The organism is Mesorhizobium silamurunense, from assembly GCF_014843825.1.
GTDB lineage: Bacteria > Pseudomonadota > Alphaproteobacteria > Rhizobiales > Rhizobiaceae > Mesorhizobium > Mesorhizobium silamurunense.
Genome location: NZ_JHQR01000173.1, coordinates 71,404 through 87,766, shown reverse-complemented (window position 1 = coordinate 87,766; position 16,363 = coordinate 71,404). Strand labels below are relative to the sequence as shown.

The following is a 16,363-nucleotide window of genomic DNA, read 5'->3' as shown; positions in this document are numbered from 1 at the left end:
GCCGCGGTCTCGCGCGCCGAGGAGCGGCCGCCGCCGCGATGGTCGCGCAATCCGTATTTGACCTCATAGGTGTAGTCGGCATGGCCCGGTCGGTACTGGCGCGCGATCTCGCCGTAATCCTTCGAGCGCTGGTCGACATTCTCGATCAGCATCGACACCGGGGTGCCGGTGGTGATCATCGTCTCGCCGTCCTCGTCGAGGATGAAGCCGGAGAGGATTTTCACTTCATCCGGCTCGCGGCGCTGGGTAACGAAACGCGACTGGCCGGGGCGGCGCCGGTCGAGCTCGGCCTGAATATCCTCGCGTTTGAAGCGGATGCCGGGCGGGCAGCCGTCTACAACGCAGCCGAGCGCGGCGCCATGGCTTTCACCCCAGGTGGTGACGCGAAAAAGATGGCCGAATGTGTTGTGAGACATAGAAAAACGCCCTGCCCGGCGGCGGAGCCCGGTTCGCCGGTTCAAGGGTGCCTTCTATTGGCGTTTTCCACAGCGGTCAAACGGTGATCGGATGCATCAATCTGTGATCTCAAGGATTTAGTTTTGACACATTCGGTTGGTTTCTGCTCTCTTCCATCCGCCGTTGAGGATCCGCCGCTGACCAGCCGGCGCAATGACCAAAGAGGACGACGATGCGTACCCTGATTGGCGCTGTTGGCGCCATGCTCATGATTTCCACCGCCGCATTCGCCGGTCAGACTGAAGGCCTGATCAAGAAGGTCGACAAGGACACGCTGACGCTGACGCTGGACGACGGCAAGTCCTACAAGCTCAACGCCGAAACCGATCTCGACGCGCTAAAGCCCGGCATGGACATCGTCATCGCCTTCGACGTGACCAACGGCGAGAACGTCGTGACCGATATGCAGCTGCCGGACAGCGACGCGAACTAAATTCAGGTGAGGCCGGCCTGACCTGAATTCGGCAGGCCGCAGCGTTTACAGCCACTCCAGGCTGCGGCCCTCCAGCCGGAGCAGGCGGTCCTGCGGGATCTCGAGGCTCGCCGCCTCCTGCTTCGACACCCCCTCCACAAAGCGGAACAGGCAGCGCATGACGCCGCCGTGGGTGACGCAGACCGTCTGCCGGTCAAGCGCGTCGAACCACGGCTTTGTCCGTTCGAGCAGCATCTGATAGCTCTCGGCGCCGTCGCCGGGCGGCTGGAAATCCCATTTGGCGGCGCGACGTCCATGCGTCGATCCAGGATGCCGGGTCTCGAGCTCACGAAACGTAAAACCCTGCCAGTCGCCGAAACTCAATTCCACCAGACGCGGTTCGGTGCGGTAGGCGAGCGGGTCGAGCCCCATTGCCGCCCGCATCAGTTCCATAGTTTCGCACGTGCGCCGCATCGGGCTCGCGACAAAGTCGAAATCCTCACCCTTGCCGATCATCGCGGCCAGGCGCCGGCCGTTGCCAGTCGCCTGCTGGCGTCCAAGTTCATTGATGTCGGTGTCGGCCTGACCCTGCAGCCGACGCTCAGTGTTCCACTCCGTCTGGCCATGGCGCGCGAGGTAGACGAGCGGATACATCAGGGCTTCCGGAGGTCGGGCGAGGGCCTGGATGGAAGGGTAGGCGGAGAGAGAATTAGTCCTTGACAGTCGAGATGTCCGGCGCGTCGACCGCCTTCATGCCGACCACATGGTAGCCGGAATCGACGTGATGGACCTCGCCGGTCACACCACGCGACAGGTCCGACAGGAAATAGACACCGGAATCGCCGACCTCTTCCTGGGTCACCGTCTGCTTCAGCGGCGCGTTGTACTCGTTCCACTTGAGGATATAGCGGAAGTCGCCGATGCCGGAGGCTGCCAGGGTCTTGATCGGGCCGGCCGAGATCGCGTTGACGCGGATCTTCTTGGCGCCGAGGTCGACGGCGAGATAGCGGACGCTGGCTTCGAGCGCTGCCTTGGCGACGCCCATGACATTGTAGTGCGGCATCACCTTTTCGGCGCCGTAATAGGTCAGCGTCAGCAACGAGCCGCCTTCGCTCATCAACGGCTCGGCGCGCTTGGCGATGGTGGTGAAGGAAAACACCGAAATGTCCATGGTGCGCAGGAAATTATCGCGCGTCGTCTCGACATAGCGGCCGGTCAACTCGTCCTTGTCGGAGAAGGCGATGGCATGGACGAGGAAGTCGAGCTTGCCCCAGTGCTGGGCAATGTCGGCAAAGACAGCGTCAAGGCTTTCCGGGTCGGTGACGTCGCAATGGCCGGCGACATGCGCGTTGAGTTCCGCCGCCAGCGGCTCGACGCGCTTCTTGAAGGCCTCGCCCTGATAGGTCAGCGCGATTTCGGCGCCGTGGTCGGCGCAGGCCTTGGCGATGCCGAAAGCGATCGACCGATTGTTCGCGACGCCGAGGATGAGGCCCCGCTTACCGGCCATCAGGCCCTGTCCACCCGCCATGTGCGCGTTCTCCGCAAGAATGTCTGCTTCGTGTGGAGCCCTATCGCACAGGCACAGGGCCCCTTCAAGCGTCGAAAACAGACTGGCTTGAGGAGAAAATCGCCTCGATCAGCCTTTTCGGTCGCGCATCAGGCCTTCGAGATCGGCATCACCGCCTTCCGGCAGCATCAGCCGCACATGGGCGTAGAGGTCGCCGTGGCCGCCTGCTTTTTCCGGCAAACCCCTGCCTTTCAGGCGCAGCACCTTGTCGGAGCTCGACCATGCCGGAACGTTGACCGCGAGCTTGCCGGTCGGCGTTTCGACCGCCACCTTGGCGCCGAGCACGGCGTCGGCCAGATCGACCGGAAGGTCGACATGCAGGTCGCGGCCCTCGATGCGGTAGCGCGGATGGCGGCGGATGTGGATCTTGACCAGCGCGTCGCCGGGCTGGCCGGGGCCCTGCTCACCCTGCCCCTTGAGGCGGATGGTCTGGCCATCCTCGACATAGGCCGGAAGCTTGACCGCCATCTTGCGGCCGTCGGGGAACATCGCCGTCACCTTCTCGGCGGTGGCCGCCTCCTCGATGGTGATGTCCAGCGTGACGTTCAAATCGGCGGCCTGGACCGGCTGGCGGCGGTCGCCTCGACCGGCGCCACGGGCGCCTGAGAAGGCATCGCCGAAGATCTGGCTAAAAATGTCGCTGTTGCCGTCGAACGGATCGCCGCCCGGGCGCCCGGTGCGGAATTCGAAATGCGCGCCGCCAGGACCCTGCTGCTGACGGCGGAACCCGGCGAACGGATCGCCACCGCCGGCCGCGCCTTCGAAGCCCTGGAATCTCGGCTTGCCGTCGGCGTCGATCTCGCCGCGATCATAGGCGGCGCGCGTCTTCTCGTCGCCGACGATCTCGTAAGCCTGGTTGGCGGCGGCAAAACGCTCCTTCGCCTTCGGATCATTCGGATTCTGGTCCGGATGATGCTGCTTGGCGAGCTTGCGGTACGCCGATTTTATATCCTTGGCCGATGCGTTTCTGGCAACGCCCAGCACCTCATAGGGGTCGCGCATGCTTCCTGCCTGAAAGAGAGAATGAGTCCACGGTTGCCCCCTATATGCGCTCGCATAGGAAGAAATTCCAGTGGCGCAAGAGGGATCGGCAATCGAAAATCAGAGCGTGCCGACCAGATCAGAGCGCATTGAACTCCTGCATGCGCCAACCGCCGGCGCTGGCCATGCAGAGTTCGCCCTTGTACAAGGCCACGCCGTCGAAGCTCTCCCGCGTGGCGTTGAAGCGGCGGCAGGTGAGGCCGCCATCCTTGAGTTCCACCAGCTCGGTGATCGCGCCACGCGAGCCGGTGCCGGCATTGGCCCACGGCACCGCCTGACCGCCGAGCTCCTGTATGTCGGCGGAGGAGACCGCGTTGCCGATCGTGGTCTGGTCCGAATCCTTGTCGCTGCTCGCCGGCTGGGCGGGCGAGGACGGCGCGCTGGACGTGATGATCGAGCGGTCGACCTCCGCCTTCTCCAGGCTGAAGCCGCCGGCGCCGCAGGCCGCAAGCGGAAGCGCCAATGTCAGCAACGCAGCCTTGGCGCTGGCCGAAGCAATAACGCTCCATTGCCCGCTGTCAAAAGCTTGCGCGATACGCGACAATCGGCGAACTCCTCCCGCAATGTTAAAAATTTGGAAAACTATGAACGAAACCGAGTTAACAAGCAGTGACTTCACCGAGGCGGCGGAGCCGTTCCGGCTTTTTGCCGCATGGCTGGAGGACGCCACCAAGAGCGAGATCAACGACGCCAACGGCGTCGCGCTGGCGACCGTCGACGCCGACGGCATGCCGGATGTGCGGATGGTGCTGCTCAAGGGGTTCGACGAAAAGGGATTTGTCTTCTACACGAATTTCGAGAGCACCAAGGGCCGCGAGATTCTTGGCAGCATGAAGGCGGCGATGTGCTTCCACTGGAAATCGCTGCGCCGCCAGGTGCGCGTGCGCGGGCCGGTGGAGATTGTCAGCGATGCCGAGGCCGACGCCTACTATGCGACGCGGCCACGCGGCAGCCGCATCGGCGCCTGGGCCTCGAAACAGTCAAGGCCGCTGGAAAGCCGCTTCGCGCTCGAGAAGGCGGTGGCCGAATACACGGCGCGCTACGCGATCGGCGAGATCCCGCGGCCGAAACACTGGTCGGGCTTTCGGATCGTGCCGCAGACGATCGAGTTCTGGCACGACCGTCCGTTCCGGCTGCACGACCGCATCATGTTCTCGCGCAACGCCAAGGGCGGCTGGGACAAGACGCGACTTTACCCTTAACCTTCGAATGGCCGCTGAAAATCAGTCCTTTTCCAGCTGGAACAGCAGGAAATGCGGCCGCTCGCTGGCGAGACCGACGGCCGGGCGCACCGATTTGGTCGCTTCCTTCGGCACCAAGAACGTCTCGCGCAGGTTGAGCGTGTCGCCGCTCTTGGCGCCGGAAAAGATTGCCGAGATGCAGGTCTGCACATTGTCCGTCGCTTTCAGCGACACAATGGAGGTCGGCGACCAGCGCCGGCCATCCTTGTCGATCAGCATCACCTTGCAGCCGAGCCATCGGTTCTGCAGGTCGGGATCGCCGATCTTCACCTTGAAGTCGGCCAGCACCGGCACCGAATCGGGCGGCAGGTTTGACATGCCGAAGGCGCCGCGCAGATCCGTCAGCTTCCAGTCGCTGCCGCCGAAGCGCGCGCTTTCGCCCCAGGCAACGCGGCGCGGGAAAAGGTCGCTGTCGCCAAGCAGCGCCTTGACGCTGTCGTAGGACTCGATGGCGAGGCTCAGCGGGATGAGCAGAACAAGCGACCAAAGGCTGCGACGGCGCCATTTCCGCTCGCTCGTTGCGCTCTCGCGATCCACAATCTGCGCCGTCATTCGATACCCCTCAGATCGGCTGCGTCATATCCAGCGTGTCGACCGTGCCGGGCGGCAAACCGTCGGGTCCGATGGCGACCGGCCCGAGCCATATCTCTGCCTGGGAATCGAGCGCCGACATCAGCTTTTCCGAAACCAGCACCACCGCATCGCTCGCTTCATCCGGCCGCAGCTCGAAGATCAGCCTCGCCTTCTTCGGCAGACCTGGGTCGATGGCCACCGGAAGCAGGCCATCGGTGAAGGACAGCCGCTCGGTCTGGTCATAGGTCAGGCCCGTCGGCCCGCGCCAGGACGCGACCGCCACCGTCGTCGATTGCGCCCGTGCCGCAAACTCCACCGTGACAACGGCCCAGATACCGCCGGTGGTCAGAACCTTGCTGTCGCCGAACCTGTCCGCTTTCAGCTTGCGGGCGAATTCCACCTTCTCCGCGCGGATTTCGAAGCCTCGCCCGACGACCGTGTCGCCGAGCTTGCCGCGCGCCGGGATCGGCCCGATCAGGTCGCCATGATGGGGCTTCGACAGCTGCAGGCCGTAGCAGAGCGACACCGCGACGAGCAGCAGGACGATATTGGCGAGCTTGCGCATCATGGCTGGATATCCGCGCTGCCGGGCCCGCTGCCAACGGGCAGCGTGAGCGTGCCCACCGGCGCCGGATTGAACCAACCGGGCAGGCCGTAGAGATTGTCGCGCTGCTTGTAGGTCTTGCGGATGACCGTCAGCTCGAGGCTCGCCGGCGGAGCCGTGCCGTCCGGCAATTGCCAGATATAGGCCATGCGCTCCGGCATGCCGGGGTGCAGTTCCGGCGACAGCGTGGAATCGCGCGTGAGCACGATGAAAGGTTTCGTCGGATTGACCATTGCCAGGTTCGCCTGAAGTACGTCGAAATAATCCTTCGTCGATTTGGCCGTCCGGTTGGTCATCTCGAGCTCGAGGACCAGCGCCTTCGCGCCGGGCTTGAGCGGCACGCCATAGAGGTTCTCGCCTTCGGCGGAGTAAGCTTTGAGCGGCCTCAGCAGCCATTGGGCCGTTTCGATCCGGCCGGCGGGCACCAGAACCGGCAGCGGCTCTTGCCTTGCGCCGAAGGCACCCATGACGCCGGCTACAGCAATCGCCGCCACGGTGCCGATGCCGGCCGCCAACCATGCCTTCAGGCGGGAGCCGGCATTCTCAAGCATTTTGGGCCTCGGCCACCGCGTCGTCCGGCGACCCGGCCGGCTGCACGCTGTCAATTGTCTGGCGCTTCGGCAGCGCGAATGCCGTTTCGAGGATCGCGGCGAGGAAGCAGATTCTCACCGGTTCGACGAGAATGCCGGTCGATGAATCCTGGAACGGGCTGCCGAAGAGCAGCGAGACGCCCTCGGAAAGCACCTGCCAGGTATCGAGCTCATGCGGGCCGACGATGCGCGTCATGCCGAGCCACGCCCAGGCCGCCAGCCAGTCGATCAGCCGGTAGCCGACGATCAGCGTGACGATGAGCACCACGCCCGAGCTCAGCGTGATGCGCACGCCATTGGCGATCGGCAGATAGCGCGAGCGGTAGCCGGAGATGAAGTGCTCGACGAAGTCGCGCAGGAATTTCGGAATGGCGAGATAGCGCTCGCCGAAATGTTCGACACGCCGGTGCATGCGCATCAATTCCTTGTCGTCGCGCACGTCGTAGCCATAGATCAGTGCCGCGAGCACCAGCCAGATCACCGGCAGGAGCATGTAGAAGAACAGGTTGACCAGCCTGGCGGTCGTATCGACGGAGGTGACCTCGACCGGAACCATCGGATCGGCAAAGGCGCTTGCGATCGGATTGGCGATACTGTCCGCGGCGGCCTGCAGGACGGACAAGATGTTGCGGCTCATGATCCAGCCGACGATCTCGTCCTTCCAGCGCGAGATCACATAGAGACCGATGAAGATCCAGTTGGTCTCGCAGATGACCACGACGATCTGCCAGAAGGAGCGCGATCCGCCGCGCGTCTGCATGCCGGTGGCGAAGCGCCGGATCAGCCACGAGATCGCGACCGAAAAAATCAGCCAGCGCGAATCGAGCACATCGAGGACGTTGCCGGCCCCTTCGCCGAAGGGCGCCATGTCGAGCGTGACGCGGGAATATTGCCGCACCGTGTCGCCGAGAAAGCCCCAGGCGGCGTAGTAGGCGAAGAAGGGCAGCAGCGCGACGGTGACCATGCGCGCCAGCCGCGCGCTGCCTTTGCCAGGCTCCGCTTCGCTTTCGCCGCGCGCCGCCCGTTGCGCGGCACGCGTTGCTGGCAAAGCCGGCAGCAGCGTCTGGAACATGGCGACGGTGACGATGAGCTGCGTCAGCGCGACAAACGTCAGCAAGGCGAGTCCGGCCATGTGGTTGACAAGGGCGGCACGCGCGGCGATCTGCATGAACAGATCGCCGAACACGATGCCCAGGAGCACCGTGGCGACCAGTTGCGGCCAGAAACGCCACCAGAGCTTGAAGGTCAGCGCCAGGGGCCTTGCAGCATCGGCAAGCATGTCGAGGCGTTCAATCAGTCAATGAACGCCCTCCATCTGCTCCGGCAGATCGATGGCAGCGTCTCGGATCATGTCCTCTCCATTTCACGAGCCCCCGCCACGCATCATCGGGAAATAGAGCAGACCGGATTGCTTTGACACCCCTGCACCAACCTTTAGGTGAAATTTGGCCGGCTACCTCGCCTTACGCTTGAACCCATTTCCGGCCATACTGTTGGAAAGACTTCAGGTCTTGGGAGAGTCGGCATGGCAATCTTCCTGGCATTCCTTGGCGTCTCGATCATGGTGATCGTGACACCCGGTCCGGATACCGCGATCACCATCCGCAACACCTTGCTCGGCGGCCGCTCCGCAGGAATTTTGACTGCGCTCGGTGTCGGCTGCGGGCTGACGATCTGGGCGCTGGCGACGAGCGTCGGCCTTGTCGCGCTGCTCACGGCTTCCGAACCGCTTTTCCTGGCCGTCAAATATGCCGGCGCCGCCTATCTGATCTATCTCGGCATGCAAGCCCTGCGTGAAGCCATCTGGCCGGCGCAAAGCCATCATGCGCAGCCACCGACCGTACCGCATACTCGGCTTGCCCCGGTTGCCGCGTTCCGGCAGGGCTTCATCAGCGATCTCGGCAATCCGAAAATAGCCGTGTTCTTTCCGAGCCTGTTGCCTCAATTCGTGCCGGCGGGACAGCCGTCCTTTCTGTCGCTGTTGCTGCTGGGCGTCGTCTTCGCGCTGATCACCTTCAGCTGGTTGACCATCTATGCAACGGTTGTCGCCAAGGCCGGCGACTGGCTGCGCCGACCGACTGTGCGCCGGATCGTCGAAGCGGTCAGCGGCACGCTACTGATCGGACTCGGCATCCGCATCGCGGCCGAGCAGCGATAGCTCGGTCAGCTCGCCTTCTTCCGTGTCGTAAACGCGGTGAGCGCTGCGCGCGCTTCGTCCGACTTCAGCCGCTCGCGGAAATGCTCGCTCTCCACCTTGATGCGGGCGATGAGTTCCTCGCGCGGCTCACGCATGAGGTCGCGGGCGATCTTCAGCGCCTGCGGCGGCTTGGCGGCAATGTCGCTGGCGGCAGTCAGCACTGCGCCTTCCAGCGCATCTTCCGCGACGACGTCATAGATCAGGCCGGCGGCCTCGGCGCGCTCGGCCGAAAAGCCTTCGCCGAGACCGAGCAGCGCGAAGGCGCCCTGCCGGCCGAGGATCTGCGGGGCGAGCAGGCTGGAACCGGCCTCCGGCACCAGCCCAAGATCGACGAAAGGCGTGCGGAACAGCGTGCGCGGCGTGGCGAAGGTCAGGTCGCAGTGCAAATTGAGTGTCGTGCCGATGCCGACGGCGATGCCGTCGACGCCCGAGACCATCGGCTTCTCCGCCTTGGCCAGCGCCATGAGGAAATCCCAAACCTCATTGCCGCCCTCCCCGCCCGTAGCGATGACCAAGAAATCGGCAAGATCATTGCCGGATGAGAAGGCGCCGGGCACGCCGAGGAAGACATGGACGCGAACCGCCGGATCGGCGTCGCCCTCGACAAGAGCGGCCGACATTTTCGCGTACATGGCGCGCGTCAGCGCGTTCTTCTTGTCGGGGCGGTTCATGCGGATGATCTGCACGGCGCCCCGGCGCTCGATGATGATATGGTCGGTCACGGTCGGTTCCTTCGAATGACTGGCTGCTCAGGCCGAGATCAGCGCCTTGCCGGCGGCGGCGAGGCTGTCGGCGCCGTCGATGACGCGCTCCTTCAGGGCGCGCGTCTCGCCAAGCAGGTTTTCGGCAAAGAAGCGGCAGAGCGCTATACGGCCACGGTCGGCCAGCCCACCTTGCGCCAGGTAGGCACCGCCGGCGGCGAGCGATATCAAGCGCAGATAGGGCGTGGCGCCGGCCATGGCGGCGTCGGCCTTGCCGTCGGCCGTCAGCTTCTGCAGGAAACGCGTCGTCTCGTCGAGATCGGCAAGCGCGCGGTCGAGATTGTCGGCGGTACGGCCAAAACCCTCGATGTTGGAGGTGCGCACCGCATCGGCCATCGCTTTCAATTCGCCGATATAGCGATGCACATGCTCGCCGCCGCCGAGCGGCAGTTTTCGCGACACAAGGTCGATCGCCTGGATGCCGTTGGTGCCTTCATAGATCGGCGCGATGCGGGCGTCGCGATAAAGGGCCGCAGCACCCGTCTCCTCGATGAAGCCCATGCCGCCATGTACCTGGACGCCGAGCGAAGCGACCTCGACGCCGATATCGGTGGAGAAAGCCTTTGCCAAAGGCGTCAGCAGATTGGCGCGGTCGCGCCAGTTGGCGGCGGCCTCGCCCTCGGCGACGCGCGCGCGGTCGATGGCGTGCGCGCAGGAATAGCTGATGGCGCGCGCGATCTGTGTCAGCGCCCGCATGGTCAAAAGATTGCGCTGCACGTCCGGGTGATGGACGATCGGCGCCATGCCGGCGCCCGCATAGTCCGACGCCTTGCCCTGGCGGCGATCATTGGCGTAGGCGATCGCCTTCTGCGTCGCCGTCTCGGCCACCGCCACGCCCTGCATGCCGACGGCAAGGCGAGCGTTGTTCATCATCGTGAACATGCAGGCCAGCCCCTTGTTCTCCTCGCCGATCAGCCAGCCGATAGCGCCGGGCGTCGCGCCTTGAAAACCGTCGCCATAGATCATGGTGCAGGTCGGCGAAGCATGGATGCCGAGCTTATGCTCGAGGCCGGAACAGAAGACGTCGTTGCGGGCGCCGAGCGAGCCGTCGTCATCGACCAGGAATTTCGGCACCAGGAACAGCGAGATGCCGCGCGTGCCGGCGGGCGCGTCGGGCAGCCGCGCCAGCACCAGATGGACGATGTTGTCGGTGAAATCGTGCTCGCCATAGGTGATGAAAATCTTCTGGCCAAAGATGCGGTAGGTGCCGTCGCCTGCGGGCTCGGCGCGCGTGCGCAGGGCCGCAAGGTCGGAGCCCGCCTGCGGCTCGGTCAGGTTCATCGTGCCCATCCACTCGCCGGAGACGAGCTTCGCCAGATATTTTTCCTTGAGCGCCTCGGAGGCGTGCTTGTCGAGGGCCTCGACCGCACCCATGGTAAGGGTCGGGCCGATGCCGAAGGCCATGGCGGCGGAGTTCCACATTTCGAGCGCGGCGACGGCGAGCATTATGGGCAAGCCTTGGCCGCCGAATTCCTCCGGCCCGGCCAGCGCGTTCCAGCCGCCCTCGATCCAGCGGCGGTAAAGCTCCTTCCAGCCGGGCGGCGTGGTGACGGCGGCGTCCTTCAGCACCGCGCCATGCTCGTCGCCGATCTTGTAGAGCGGCGCCACCTCCTCGCTGGCGAAGCGGCCGGCCTCGGCCAGGATCGCGTCTACCAGGTCCTCACCGAGATCGCCGAAGGTGCCGGCCTCCAGCGCCGGCTTCAGGCCGGCCACATGCTTCAGCGTGAAGGCGATGTCTTCGACCGGTGCGCGATACATGTCTGCTGCTCCTCCTCCATGGCGGCAGTTCGATCGTAGGACTTCAGCCGCAGTGAGACCATCCGCCTATGGCGCGATCCGCACCTTCTTTTTACGTAAACGTCAAACTTTGTCACGCGGATTTTGCATTCTTTTCCAGACGTACTAGATACGAAGCGGCCGACCGTCGAGGTCCGGCTTGAGACCGGACGAGACCCATGCTTTCCAGACCTGACGCCTATCGCTGCATCGAATGCGGCCTCCCCTATCGGGCTGCCGGCTTCTGGTATCATGAGGGCAAGATGGAGCATGGACCGGCTTACTGGACGGACCGCGGCATATTGTGCTCGCCGCAATGCTCGCTGGCGCATCACAAGAAGCGCGCCGCCGAAGGCACGCTGACGCAGGAGCCAGCACCCGATCCGTTCGAGGTGCAGTCGCTCTTCCGGCAGTGAGCGCAAAGCAATCGCTTGATATGTACGGCTTAAACCCGTACATAGAAAACCGAGGTGATTGCAATGCCCAACCAACAGTCACGTTCCGCCCGTCTTGAAGCCCGCATCTCGCCAGATGCGCTGAGCATGGTGAAGCGCGCCGCCGAAATCCAAGGCCGCAGCGTCAGTGACTTTGTAGTCGCCGCAGCGCAAGAAGCCGCGCAGCGCACTATTGAGGAGACCGCCATCATCCGTCTATCCATGGAAGATCAGCGCAACCTGATGGAAGCTATTCTTGATCCGCCGGAGCCGAATGAGGCGCTGCGCAAAGCTGCCGACGCCTATAAACGGCTAGTCATCGAATCCCGGTGAAGATCGATCTAATTATCGAGACACTCCAAGCATCCCACGATCGCAGCGCATTTGGCTGCGGCGTCCCGGCACTCGACCGTTATCTTCGCGAACAAGCAGGCCAAGACGTCAAACGTCGGGTTAGCAATTGCTTTGTCGCCGTAAATCGCGACGATGCCATTGCGGGATATTACACTCTCGCGGCGTCCAGCGTGCCCATCGCATTCTTGCCTGAGGACCAGACGAAACGCCTGCCGCGCTATCCGATCTTATCGGCGATATTGATCGGTCGGCTCGCGGTCGATGCGCGTTTCCAAGGACAACGGATCGGATCGGCGCTGATCATAGATGCGCTACGGCGAAGCGTGCAGGCCGCTCCCGCATCCTTCGCGCTGGTCGTCGACGCCAAGGACGAGCAAGCGGCCGCTTTTTATCGCAGTCATGGCTTCGCTCCGTTTAAAAGCCGTGCTCTCTCACTCTTCCTGCCAGTAGCGACAGCGCTGAAGCTCTTCGGTCCTGAAGCACTTCCTTAACCATAGCGGTTCAGGATCGTCCTCTGGTCAGTGGGGACACCCTGATTGAAAAAGCCGGCGCGCCCTCTTCGCCGCCTGGCACTTTTCGCGGCAGCGTTGGTGCTGGGCACGGCGGCAAAGGCCTCGGATTTCTCCGAGCCGTGGAAGAACGCCGACCGCGCGCTGGTGATCGACGCCTACGAATACAACTCCATCGACTGGGCTGAGCTTGCCACCGACAAGCGCATCGTCGGCTTCATCAACAAGGCGTCCGATGGACTGCCGCCACCCTATTTCTGCTTCGGCGGCGAGACCGATATCAAACTCTGCAAGGCGCTGTGGAAACGCTATGCGGTGACGCGCGAGCTGTTCCAGACGCGCAAGGTGGTGGCCAAGGCGCTCGGCCTGAAATGGGGCGCCTACCACCTTGCCCGCCCCGGCAACCCGATCGAGCAAGCCAACAATTTCATCGATTTCGCCGAGCCCGCACCGGACGATCTCATTGCGCTCGACCTCGAAGGCAACGATCCCTCGCAGTGGATGTCGCTGGAGGACGCCGAAGAATTCGTGCGCCAGGTGCATCGCCGCCTCGGCCGCTTCCCGGTGCTCTATTCGAACGGCAAGACCGCCCAGTACATCGCCGACAACCGCTACACCTACCGGCTGCTGTCGCGGCTGCCGCTCTGGTATGCGCGCTACAAGCCGGATATCGACGTGCATTTCCCGATGGGCAACTGGCAGGGCTACGCGCTCTGGCAGTTTTCCGCGAAGGCGAATTGCGGCCGCTTCAGCTGCCCGTATCGCGTGCCCGGCACGCCCAACGACATAGACGTTTCCGTCGCGCCGATGAAAGCCGATGAATTGCGCCAACAATGGGCCTTCGGCGGGCTGATCGACGTGCCGGCGGATTACCTCGCCTCGATACCGGTGCCGGTCTCGCGCCAGGCAGCACTCGCCGGCAAGGTCACCATCACCTATGCCGATGTGGCGACGCCGCCGACCTTCGAGGAAATGGTCGCCGTGCTTAGCGCGCGCTGGGGCAAATTCCGCGACGGGTTCCGCATGCCGGTGGTGAAAACCGTGCCGCAGCGGCCGGGATTCGGCATCGTCCAATATGTCGCCTGGAAGCGAGCGGGGCAGCGCACGCCCGAACAGCTCGACGCCGCCTTCGCGGCCGCCGATCCGGTCAGCACTGCTTCGACGACGCTCGACCACCGCAGGCAGTAGTCAACGCTGCCGTCAGCGATGATTGCCCAGGCTGGCATACATGCCGGTGGTGCGAAACTGGGTCGGATTGATGCCGTAGCAGCGGCGGAAAACCTTGGAGAAGTAGTTCGCGTCCTCGAAACCGCACAGCACCGCGACTTCCTTCACCGGCAGGAAATCCGCCCTGGTCAGCAGTTTCGCCGCGCGCTGCAGCCGTTGCTGCAACACGAATTCGGCCGGCGGCAATCCTTCGCTCTCGGCGAAGCAGCGCGAGAAATGCGCGCGGCTGAGGCCGCTGATCCCGACAAGCTCCGCCACCGGCAGCGGCTTGTCGAGATTGGCGTTGATGTGATCGATGACCGGCTGCATGGCACTCTGCTTCTCGGCGAAGGCGTGCGAGCCGAAGACATCGTCATAGAGCGCCATCGCCGCCTCATAGGCGATCGCCGACGCCGCGCCCGGCGAACCCGCCCCCTTGATGAGGCGCAGGCTGCAATCGGCAAGGTGATCGACGGTCGCGGGCTGCAGCCGGAACACGGGGCCGGAGACGCTGAGGATAGACTTATGGATGCGCAACGCCTCCTCGCCGTTCATCGAAATCCAGAAATATTCCCAGCGGTCGCCCTTGGCCAACCAATAGCGATGGTTGTGCGGCACCAGCACCAGCAGCGTGTCGTTCGCCTGCAGGCGATAGTTGCGGCTTTCGTAGCGCAACTGCCCGGTGCCGCTGATCGTATGCTGGAGCACCGTGAACGGGGTCTGGCCGCGCTTGCGCCCATCCCAGTCGTAGGTCTCGTCCTCGCGCACTTCATAGCCGGTGCTGGTCGGCATGGCATGCAGGCGCTGGCGGCCGCGCGGCAGCGAGATCGTCCGCATCAGCTTTCCATTGGCGATCAGGTCCTGCAGCACAAAATTACCCTCGAAAGCATAATCCTTCTCTGGCCGCGCCCGCGAATAAGCGCATAATCCGGCTCATCAAGAACGGGAAAGTCCCGCGATCGAGGAGCGGGCGGGAGGAGAAAGAGCCGGATTTCCGGCTCGAATGGCGAGCACGCGTGCTGGCGTGCGGCCATATCCTCCCTTGCTGCTCCTTGCCTAACATTCGATTGGAACGAGGTGAAGGTGATGAGCTTCAAAATCGCTATTATCGGCGCCGGCAGCGTCGGATTCACCAAGAAGCTGTTCACCGATATTCTCTGCGTGCCCGAATTCAAGGACATCGAGTTCGCGCTGACCGACATCAGCGAGCACAATCTCGGGATGATCAAGGCGATCCTCGACAGGATCGTGGAAGCCAACAATCTGCCGACCAAGGTGACGGCGACGACCGACCGCCGCAAGGCGCTGGAGGGCGCGCGCTACATCATCAGCTGCGTGCGCGTCGGCGGCCTCGAAGCCTATGCCGACGACATCCGCATTCCGCTCAAATATGGCATCGACCAGTGCGTCGGCGACACGATCTGCGCCGGCGGCATCCTCTACGGCCAACGCAACATCCCGGTGATCCTCGACTTCTGCAAGGACATACGCGAGGTCGCCGCGACCGGCGCCAAGTTCCTCAACTACGCCAACCCGATGGCGATGAACACCTGGGCCGCGATCGAATACGGCAAGGTCGACACGGTCGGGCTCTGCCACGGCGTGCAGCACGGCGCCGAGCAGATCGCCGAGGTGCTCGGCGCGAAATCGCCCCGGGAACTCGACTATGTCTGTTCGGGCATCAACCACCAGACCTGGTTCATCGAATTGCGGCTGAACGGCCGGCCGATCGGCAAGGACGAATTGATCGCCGCCTTCGAGGCGCATCCGGTCTATTCGAAGCAGGAGAAGCTGCGCATCGACGTGCTGAAGCGCTTCGGCGTCTATTCGACCGAGAGCAACGGGCATCTCTCCGAATATCTGCCCTGGTACCGCAAGCGCCCCGACGAGATCACGCGCTGGATCGACATGTCGGACTGGATCCATGGCGAGACCGGCGGCTACCTGCGCTACTCGACCGAGACCCGCAACTGGTTCGAGACGGAATATCCGCAGTTCCTCGAAGCGGCGTCGAAGCCGATCGATCCGGCAAAACGCTCCAACGAGCATGCCAGCCACATTCTCGAGGCGCTGGAGACGAACCGCGTCTATCGCGGGCACTTCAACGTCAAGAACAACGGCGTGATCGCCAACCTGCCGCAGGACGCCATCATCGAATCACCCGGCTTCGTCGACCGCTTCGGCATCAACATGGCGGCCGGCATCACGCTGCCTGAGGCCTGTGCCGCCACCTGCATGTCCTCGATCAACGTCCAGCGCATGTCGGTGCATGCCGCGATCGCCGGCGACATCGACCTCTTGAAGCTCGCTGTGCTGCACGATCCGCTGGTCGGCGCGGTATCGACGCCGGAAGAGGTCTGGCAGATGGTGGACGAGATGGTCGTCGCCCAAGCCGCCTGGCTGCCGCAATACGCCGGTGCCGTGCCGGCGGCAAAAGAGCGGCTTTCGAAATCGAGCGTCAAGACCCGCGAATGGGCGGGCGCGGCGCGGCGAAGCGTGCGCTCGATCGAGGAATTGCGCGCCGAAAAGGCGGCGCTCAAACAGGCCGGCTGACAACTTGGCTGTGGAAACGGACCGACGGGAGGTTGGTCCGCCGCTATCAGCCGCACCGAATAGAAGGCGGGCAACAGCAGACGTCTAAC

The 16,363-nt window shown here is 63.7% G+C and carries 20 protein-coding genes; 8 read left to right on the top strand and 12 right to left on the bottom strand.

Features of this window, described 5'->3' with window-relative positions; translation table 11 throughout:
• Nucleotides 1-416, bottom strand: a 416-nt coding sequence (locus DH10_RS19735; protein WP_192385250.1) for a chorismate synthase, incomplete at its 3' end; no start/stop codon positions are given.
• Nucleotides 417-628: 212 nt separating this feature from the next.
• Between DH10_RS19735 and DH10_RS19730 the strand changes: the two genes are divergently transcribed.
• Nucleotides 629-889, top strand: a complete 261-nt coding sequence (locus tag DH10_RS19730; RefSeq protein ID WP_059186700.1) for a DUF1344 domain-containing protein — start codon at nucleotides 629-631, stop codon at nucleotides 887-889.
• 45 nt (nucleotides 890-934) lie between these two features.
• Here DH10_RS19730 and DH10_RS19725 read toward each other — a convergent pair whose 3' ends face one another.
• The 4 genes from DH10_RS19725 to DH10_RS19710 all read right to left on the bottom strand — a co-directional run bounded on the left by DH10_RS19725 (nucleotide 935) and on the right by DH10_RS19710 (nucleotide 4,020).
• Nucleotides 935-1,522 carry a histidine phosphatase family protein gene (locus DH10_RS19725; RefSeq protein ID WP_192256706.1) on the bottom strand — a complete coding sequence of 196 codons (588 nt, stop codon included), beginning with the start codon at nucleotides 1,520-1,522 and terminating at the stop codon, nucleotides 935-937.
• A gap of 55 nt (nucleotides 1,523-1,577) precedes the next feature.
• Nucleotides 1,578-2,396, bottom strand: a complete 819-nt coding sequence (gene fabI, locus DH10_RS19720) for an enoyl-ACP reductase FabI (protein ID WP_192256704.1) — start codon at nucleotides 2,394-2,396, stop codon at nucleotides 1,578-1,580.
• A 108-nt stretch (nucleotides 2,397-2,504) separates the two neighbouring features.
• Complete coding sequence (locus DH10_RS19715; RefSeq protein WP_192256702.1) at nucleotides 2,505-3,437, bottom strand: DnaJ C-terminal domain-containing protein; 933 nt, start codon at nucleotides 3,435-3,437, stop codon at nucleotides 2,505-2,507.
• Between the two features lie 118 nt (nucleotides 3,438-3,555).
• Nucleotides 3,556-4,020, bottom strand: coding sequence for an RT0821/Lpp0805 family surface protein (locus DH10_RS19710; RefSeq protein WP_192256700.1), 465 nt, complete (start codon nucleotides 4,018-4,020; stop codon nucleotides 3,556-3,558).
• Nucleotides 4,021-4,060: 40 nt separating this feature from the next.
• Between DH10_RS19710 and pdxH the strand changes: the two genes are divergently transcribed.
• A complete protein-coding gene (gene pdxH, locus DH10_RS19705) occupies nucleotides 4,061-4,678 on the top strand; it encodes a pyridoxamine 5'-phosphate oxidase (protein WP_192256698.1) in 618 nt (205 codons plus the stop codon).
• A 21-nt stretch (nucleotides 4,679-4,699) separates the two neighbouring features.
• Here pdxH and DH10_RS19700 read toward each other — a convergent pair whose 3' ends face one another.
• The 4 genes from DH10_RS19700 to DH10_RS19685 are packed head-to-tail and all read right to left on the bottom strand — an operon-like array spanning nucleotide 4,700 to nucleotide 7,763.
• Nucleotides 4,700-5,269 carry a hypothetical protein gene (locus DH10_RS19700; RefSeq protein ID WP_192256696.1) on the bottom strand — a complete coding sequence of 190 codons (570 nt, stop codon included), beginning with the start codon at nucleotides 5,267-5,269 and terminating at the stop codon, nucleotides 4,700-4,702.
• 10 nt (nucleotides 5,270-5,279) lie between these two features.
• Nucleotides 5,280-5,858, bottom strand: a complete 579-nt coding sequence (locus tag DH10_RS19695; protein ID WP_192256694.1) for a hypothetical protein — start codon at nucleotides 5,856-5,858, stop codon at nucleotides 5,280-5,282.
• Complete coding sequence (locus DH10_RS19690; RefSeq protein WP_192385249.1) at nucleotides 5,855-6,445, bottom strand: hypothetical protein; 591 nt, start codon at nucleotides 6,443-6,445, stop codon at nucleotides 5,855-5,857. Before DH10_RS19690 ends, DH10_RS19695 begins: the two co-directional genes overlap by 4 nt.
• Nucleotides 6,438-7,763, bottom strand: a complete 1,326-nt coding sequence (locus DH10_RS19685; protein WP_192256690.1) for a hypothetical protein — start codon at nucleotides 7,761-7,763, stop codon at nucleotides 6,438-6,440. The genes DH10_RS19690 and DH10_RS19685 overlap by 8 nt, the downstream gene beginning before the upstream one ends.
• Nucleotides 7,764-8,009: 246 nt before the next feature.
• Between DH10_RS19685 and DH10_RS19680 the strand changes: the two genes are divergently transcribed.
• On the top strand, nucleotides 8,010-8,642 hold the full coding sequence (locus tag DH10_RS19680; protein WP_192256688.1) for a LysE family translocator: 633 nt from the start codon (nucleotides 8,010-8,012) through the stop codon (nucleotides 8,640-8,642).
• Between the two features lie 5 nt (nucleotides 8,643-8,647).
• Here DH10_RS19680 and DH10_RS19675 read toward each other — a convergent pair whose 3' ends face one another.
• Both DH10_RS19675 and DH10_RS19670 read right to left on the bottom strand, forming a co-directional pair.
• Nucleotides 8,648-9,403 (bottom strand): crotonase/enoyl-CoA hydratase family protein, encoded by a 756-nt coding sequence (locus DH10_RS19675; RefSeq protein ID WP_192256686.1) that lies wholly within the window; start codon nucleotides 9,401-9,403, stop codon nucleotides 8,648-8,650.
• Nucleotides 9,404-9,430: 27 nt separating this feature from the next.
• Complete coding sequence (locus tag DH10_RS19670; protein WP_192256684.1) at nucleotides 9,431-11,200, bottom strand: acyl-CoA dehydrogenase family protein; 1,770 nt, start codon at nucleotides 11,198-11,200, stop codon at nucleotides 9,431-9,433.
• Between the two features lie 197 nt (nucleotides 11,201-11,397).
• Here DH10_RS19670 and DH10_RS19665 point away from each other — a divergent pair, with 197 nt between their 5' ends.
• From DH10_RS19665 to DH10_RS19650, 4 genes are all read left to right on the top strand, one after another.
• Complete coding sequence (locus DH10_RS19665; protein WP_192256682.1) at nucleotides 11,398-11,634, top strand: hypothetical protein; 237 nt, start codon at nucleotides 11,398-11,400, stop codon at nucleotides 11,632-11,634.
• A 63-nt stretch (nucleotides 11,635-11,697) separates the two neighbouring features.
• Nucleotides 11,698-11,985 (top strand): type II toxin-antitoxin system TacA family antitoxin, encoded by a 288-nt coding sequence (locus DH10_RS19660; protein WP_192256680.1) that lies wholly within the window; start codon nucleotides 11,698-11,700, stop codon nucleotides 11,983-11,985.
• Nucleotides 11,982-12,497, top strand: a complete 516-nt coding sequence (locus DH10_RS19655) for a GNAT family N-acetyltransferase (RefSeq protein ID WP_192256678.1) — start codon at nucleotides 11,982-11,984, stop codon at nucleotides 12,495-12,497. Before DH10_RS19660 ends, DH10_RS19655 begins: the two co-directional genes overlap by 4 nt.
• Before the next feature lie 45 nt (nucleotides 12,498-12,542).
• Nucleotides 12,543-13,703, top strand: a complete 1,161-nt coding sequence (locus DH10_RS19650) for a glycoside hydrolase family 25 protein (RefSeq protein WP_192256676.1) — start codon at nucleotides 12,543-12,545, stop codon at nucleotides 13,701-13,703.
• A 12-nt stretch (nucleotides 13,704-13,715) separates the two neighbouring features.
• On the opposite strand, the gene DH10_RS19645 is transcribed toward DH10_RS19650, so the two are convergent.
• Nucleotides 13,716-14,558, bottom strand: a complete 843-nt coding sequence (locus DH10_RS19645; RefSeq protein ID WP_210325348.1) for an AraC family transcriptional regulator — start codon at nucleotides 14,556-14,558, stop codon at nucleotides 13,716-13,718.
• Between the two features lie 249 nt (nucleotides 14,559-14,807).
• Here DH10_RS19645 and melA point away from each other — a divergent pair, with 249 nt between their 5' ends.
• A complete protein-coding gene (gene melA, locus DH10_RS19640) occupies nucleotides 14,808-16,274 on the top strand; it encodes an alpha-glucosidase/alpha-galactosidase (RefSeq protein ID WP_192256672.1) in 1,467 nt (488 codons plus the stop codon).
• Nucleotides 16,275-16,363 lie beyond the last annotated feature (89 nt).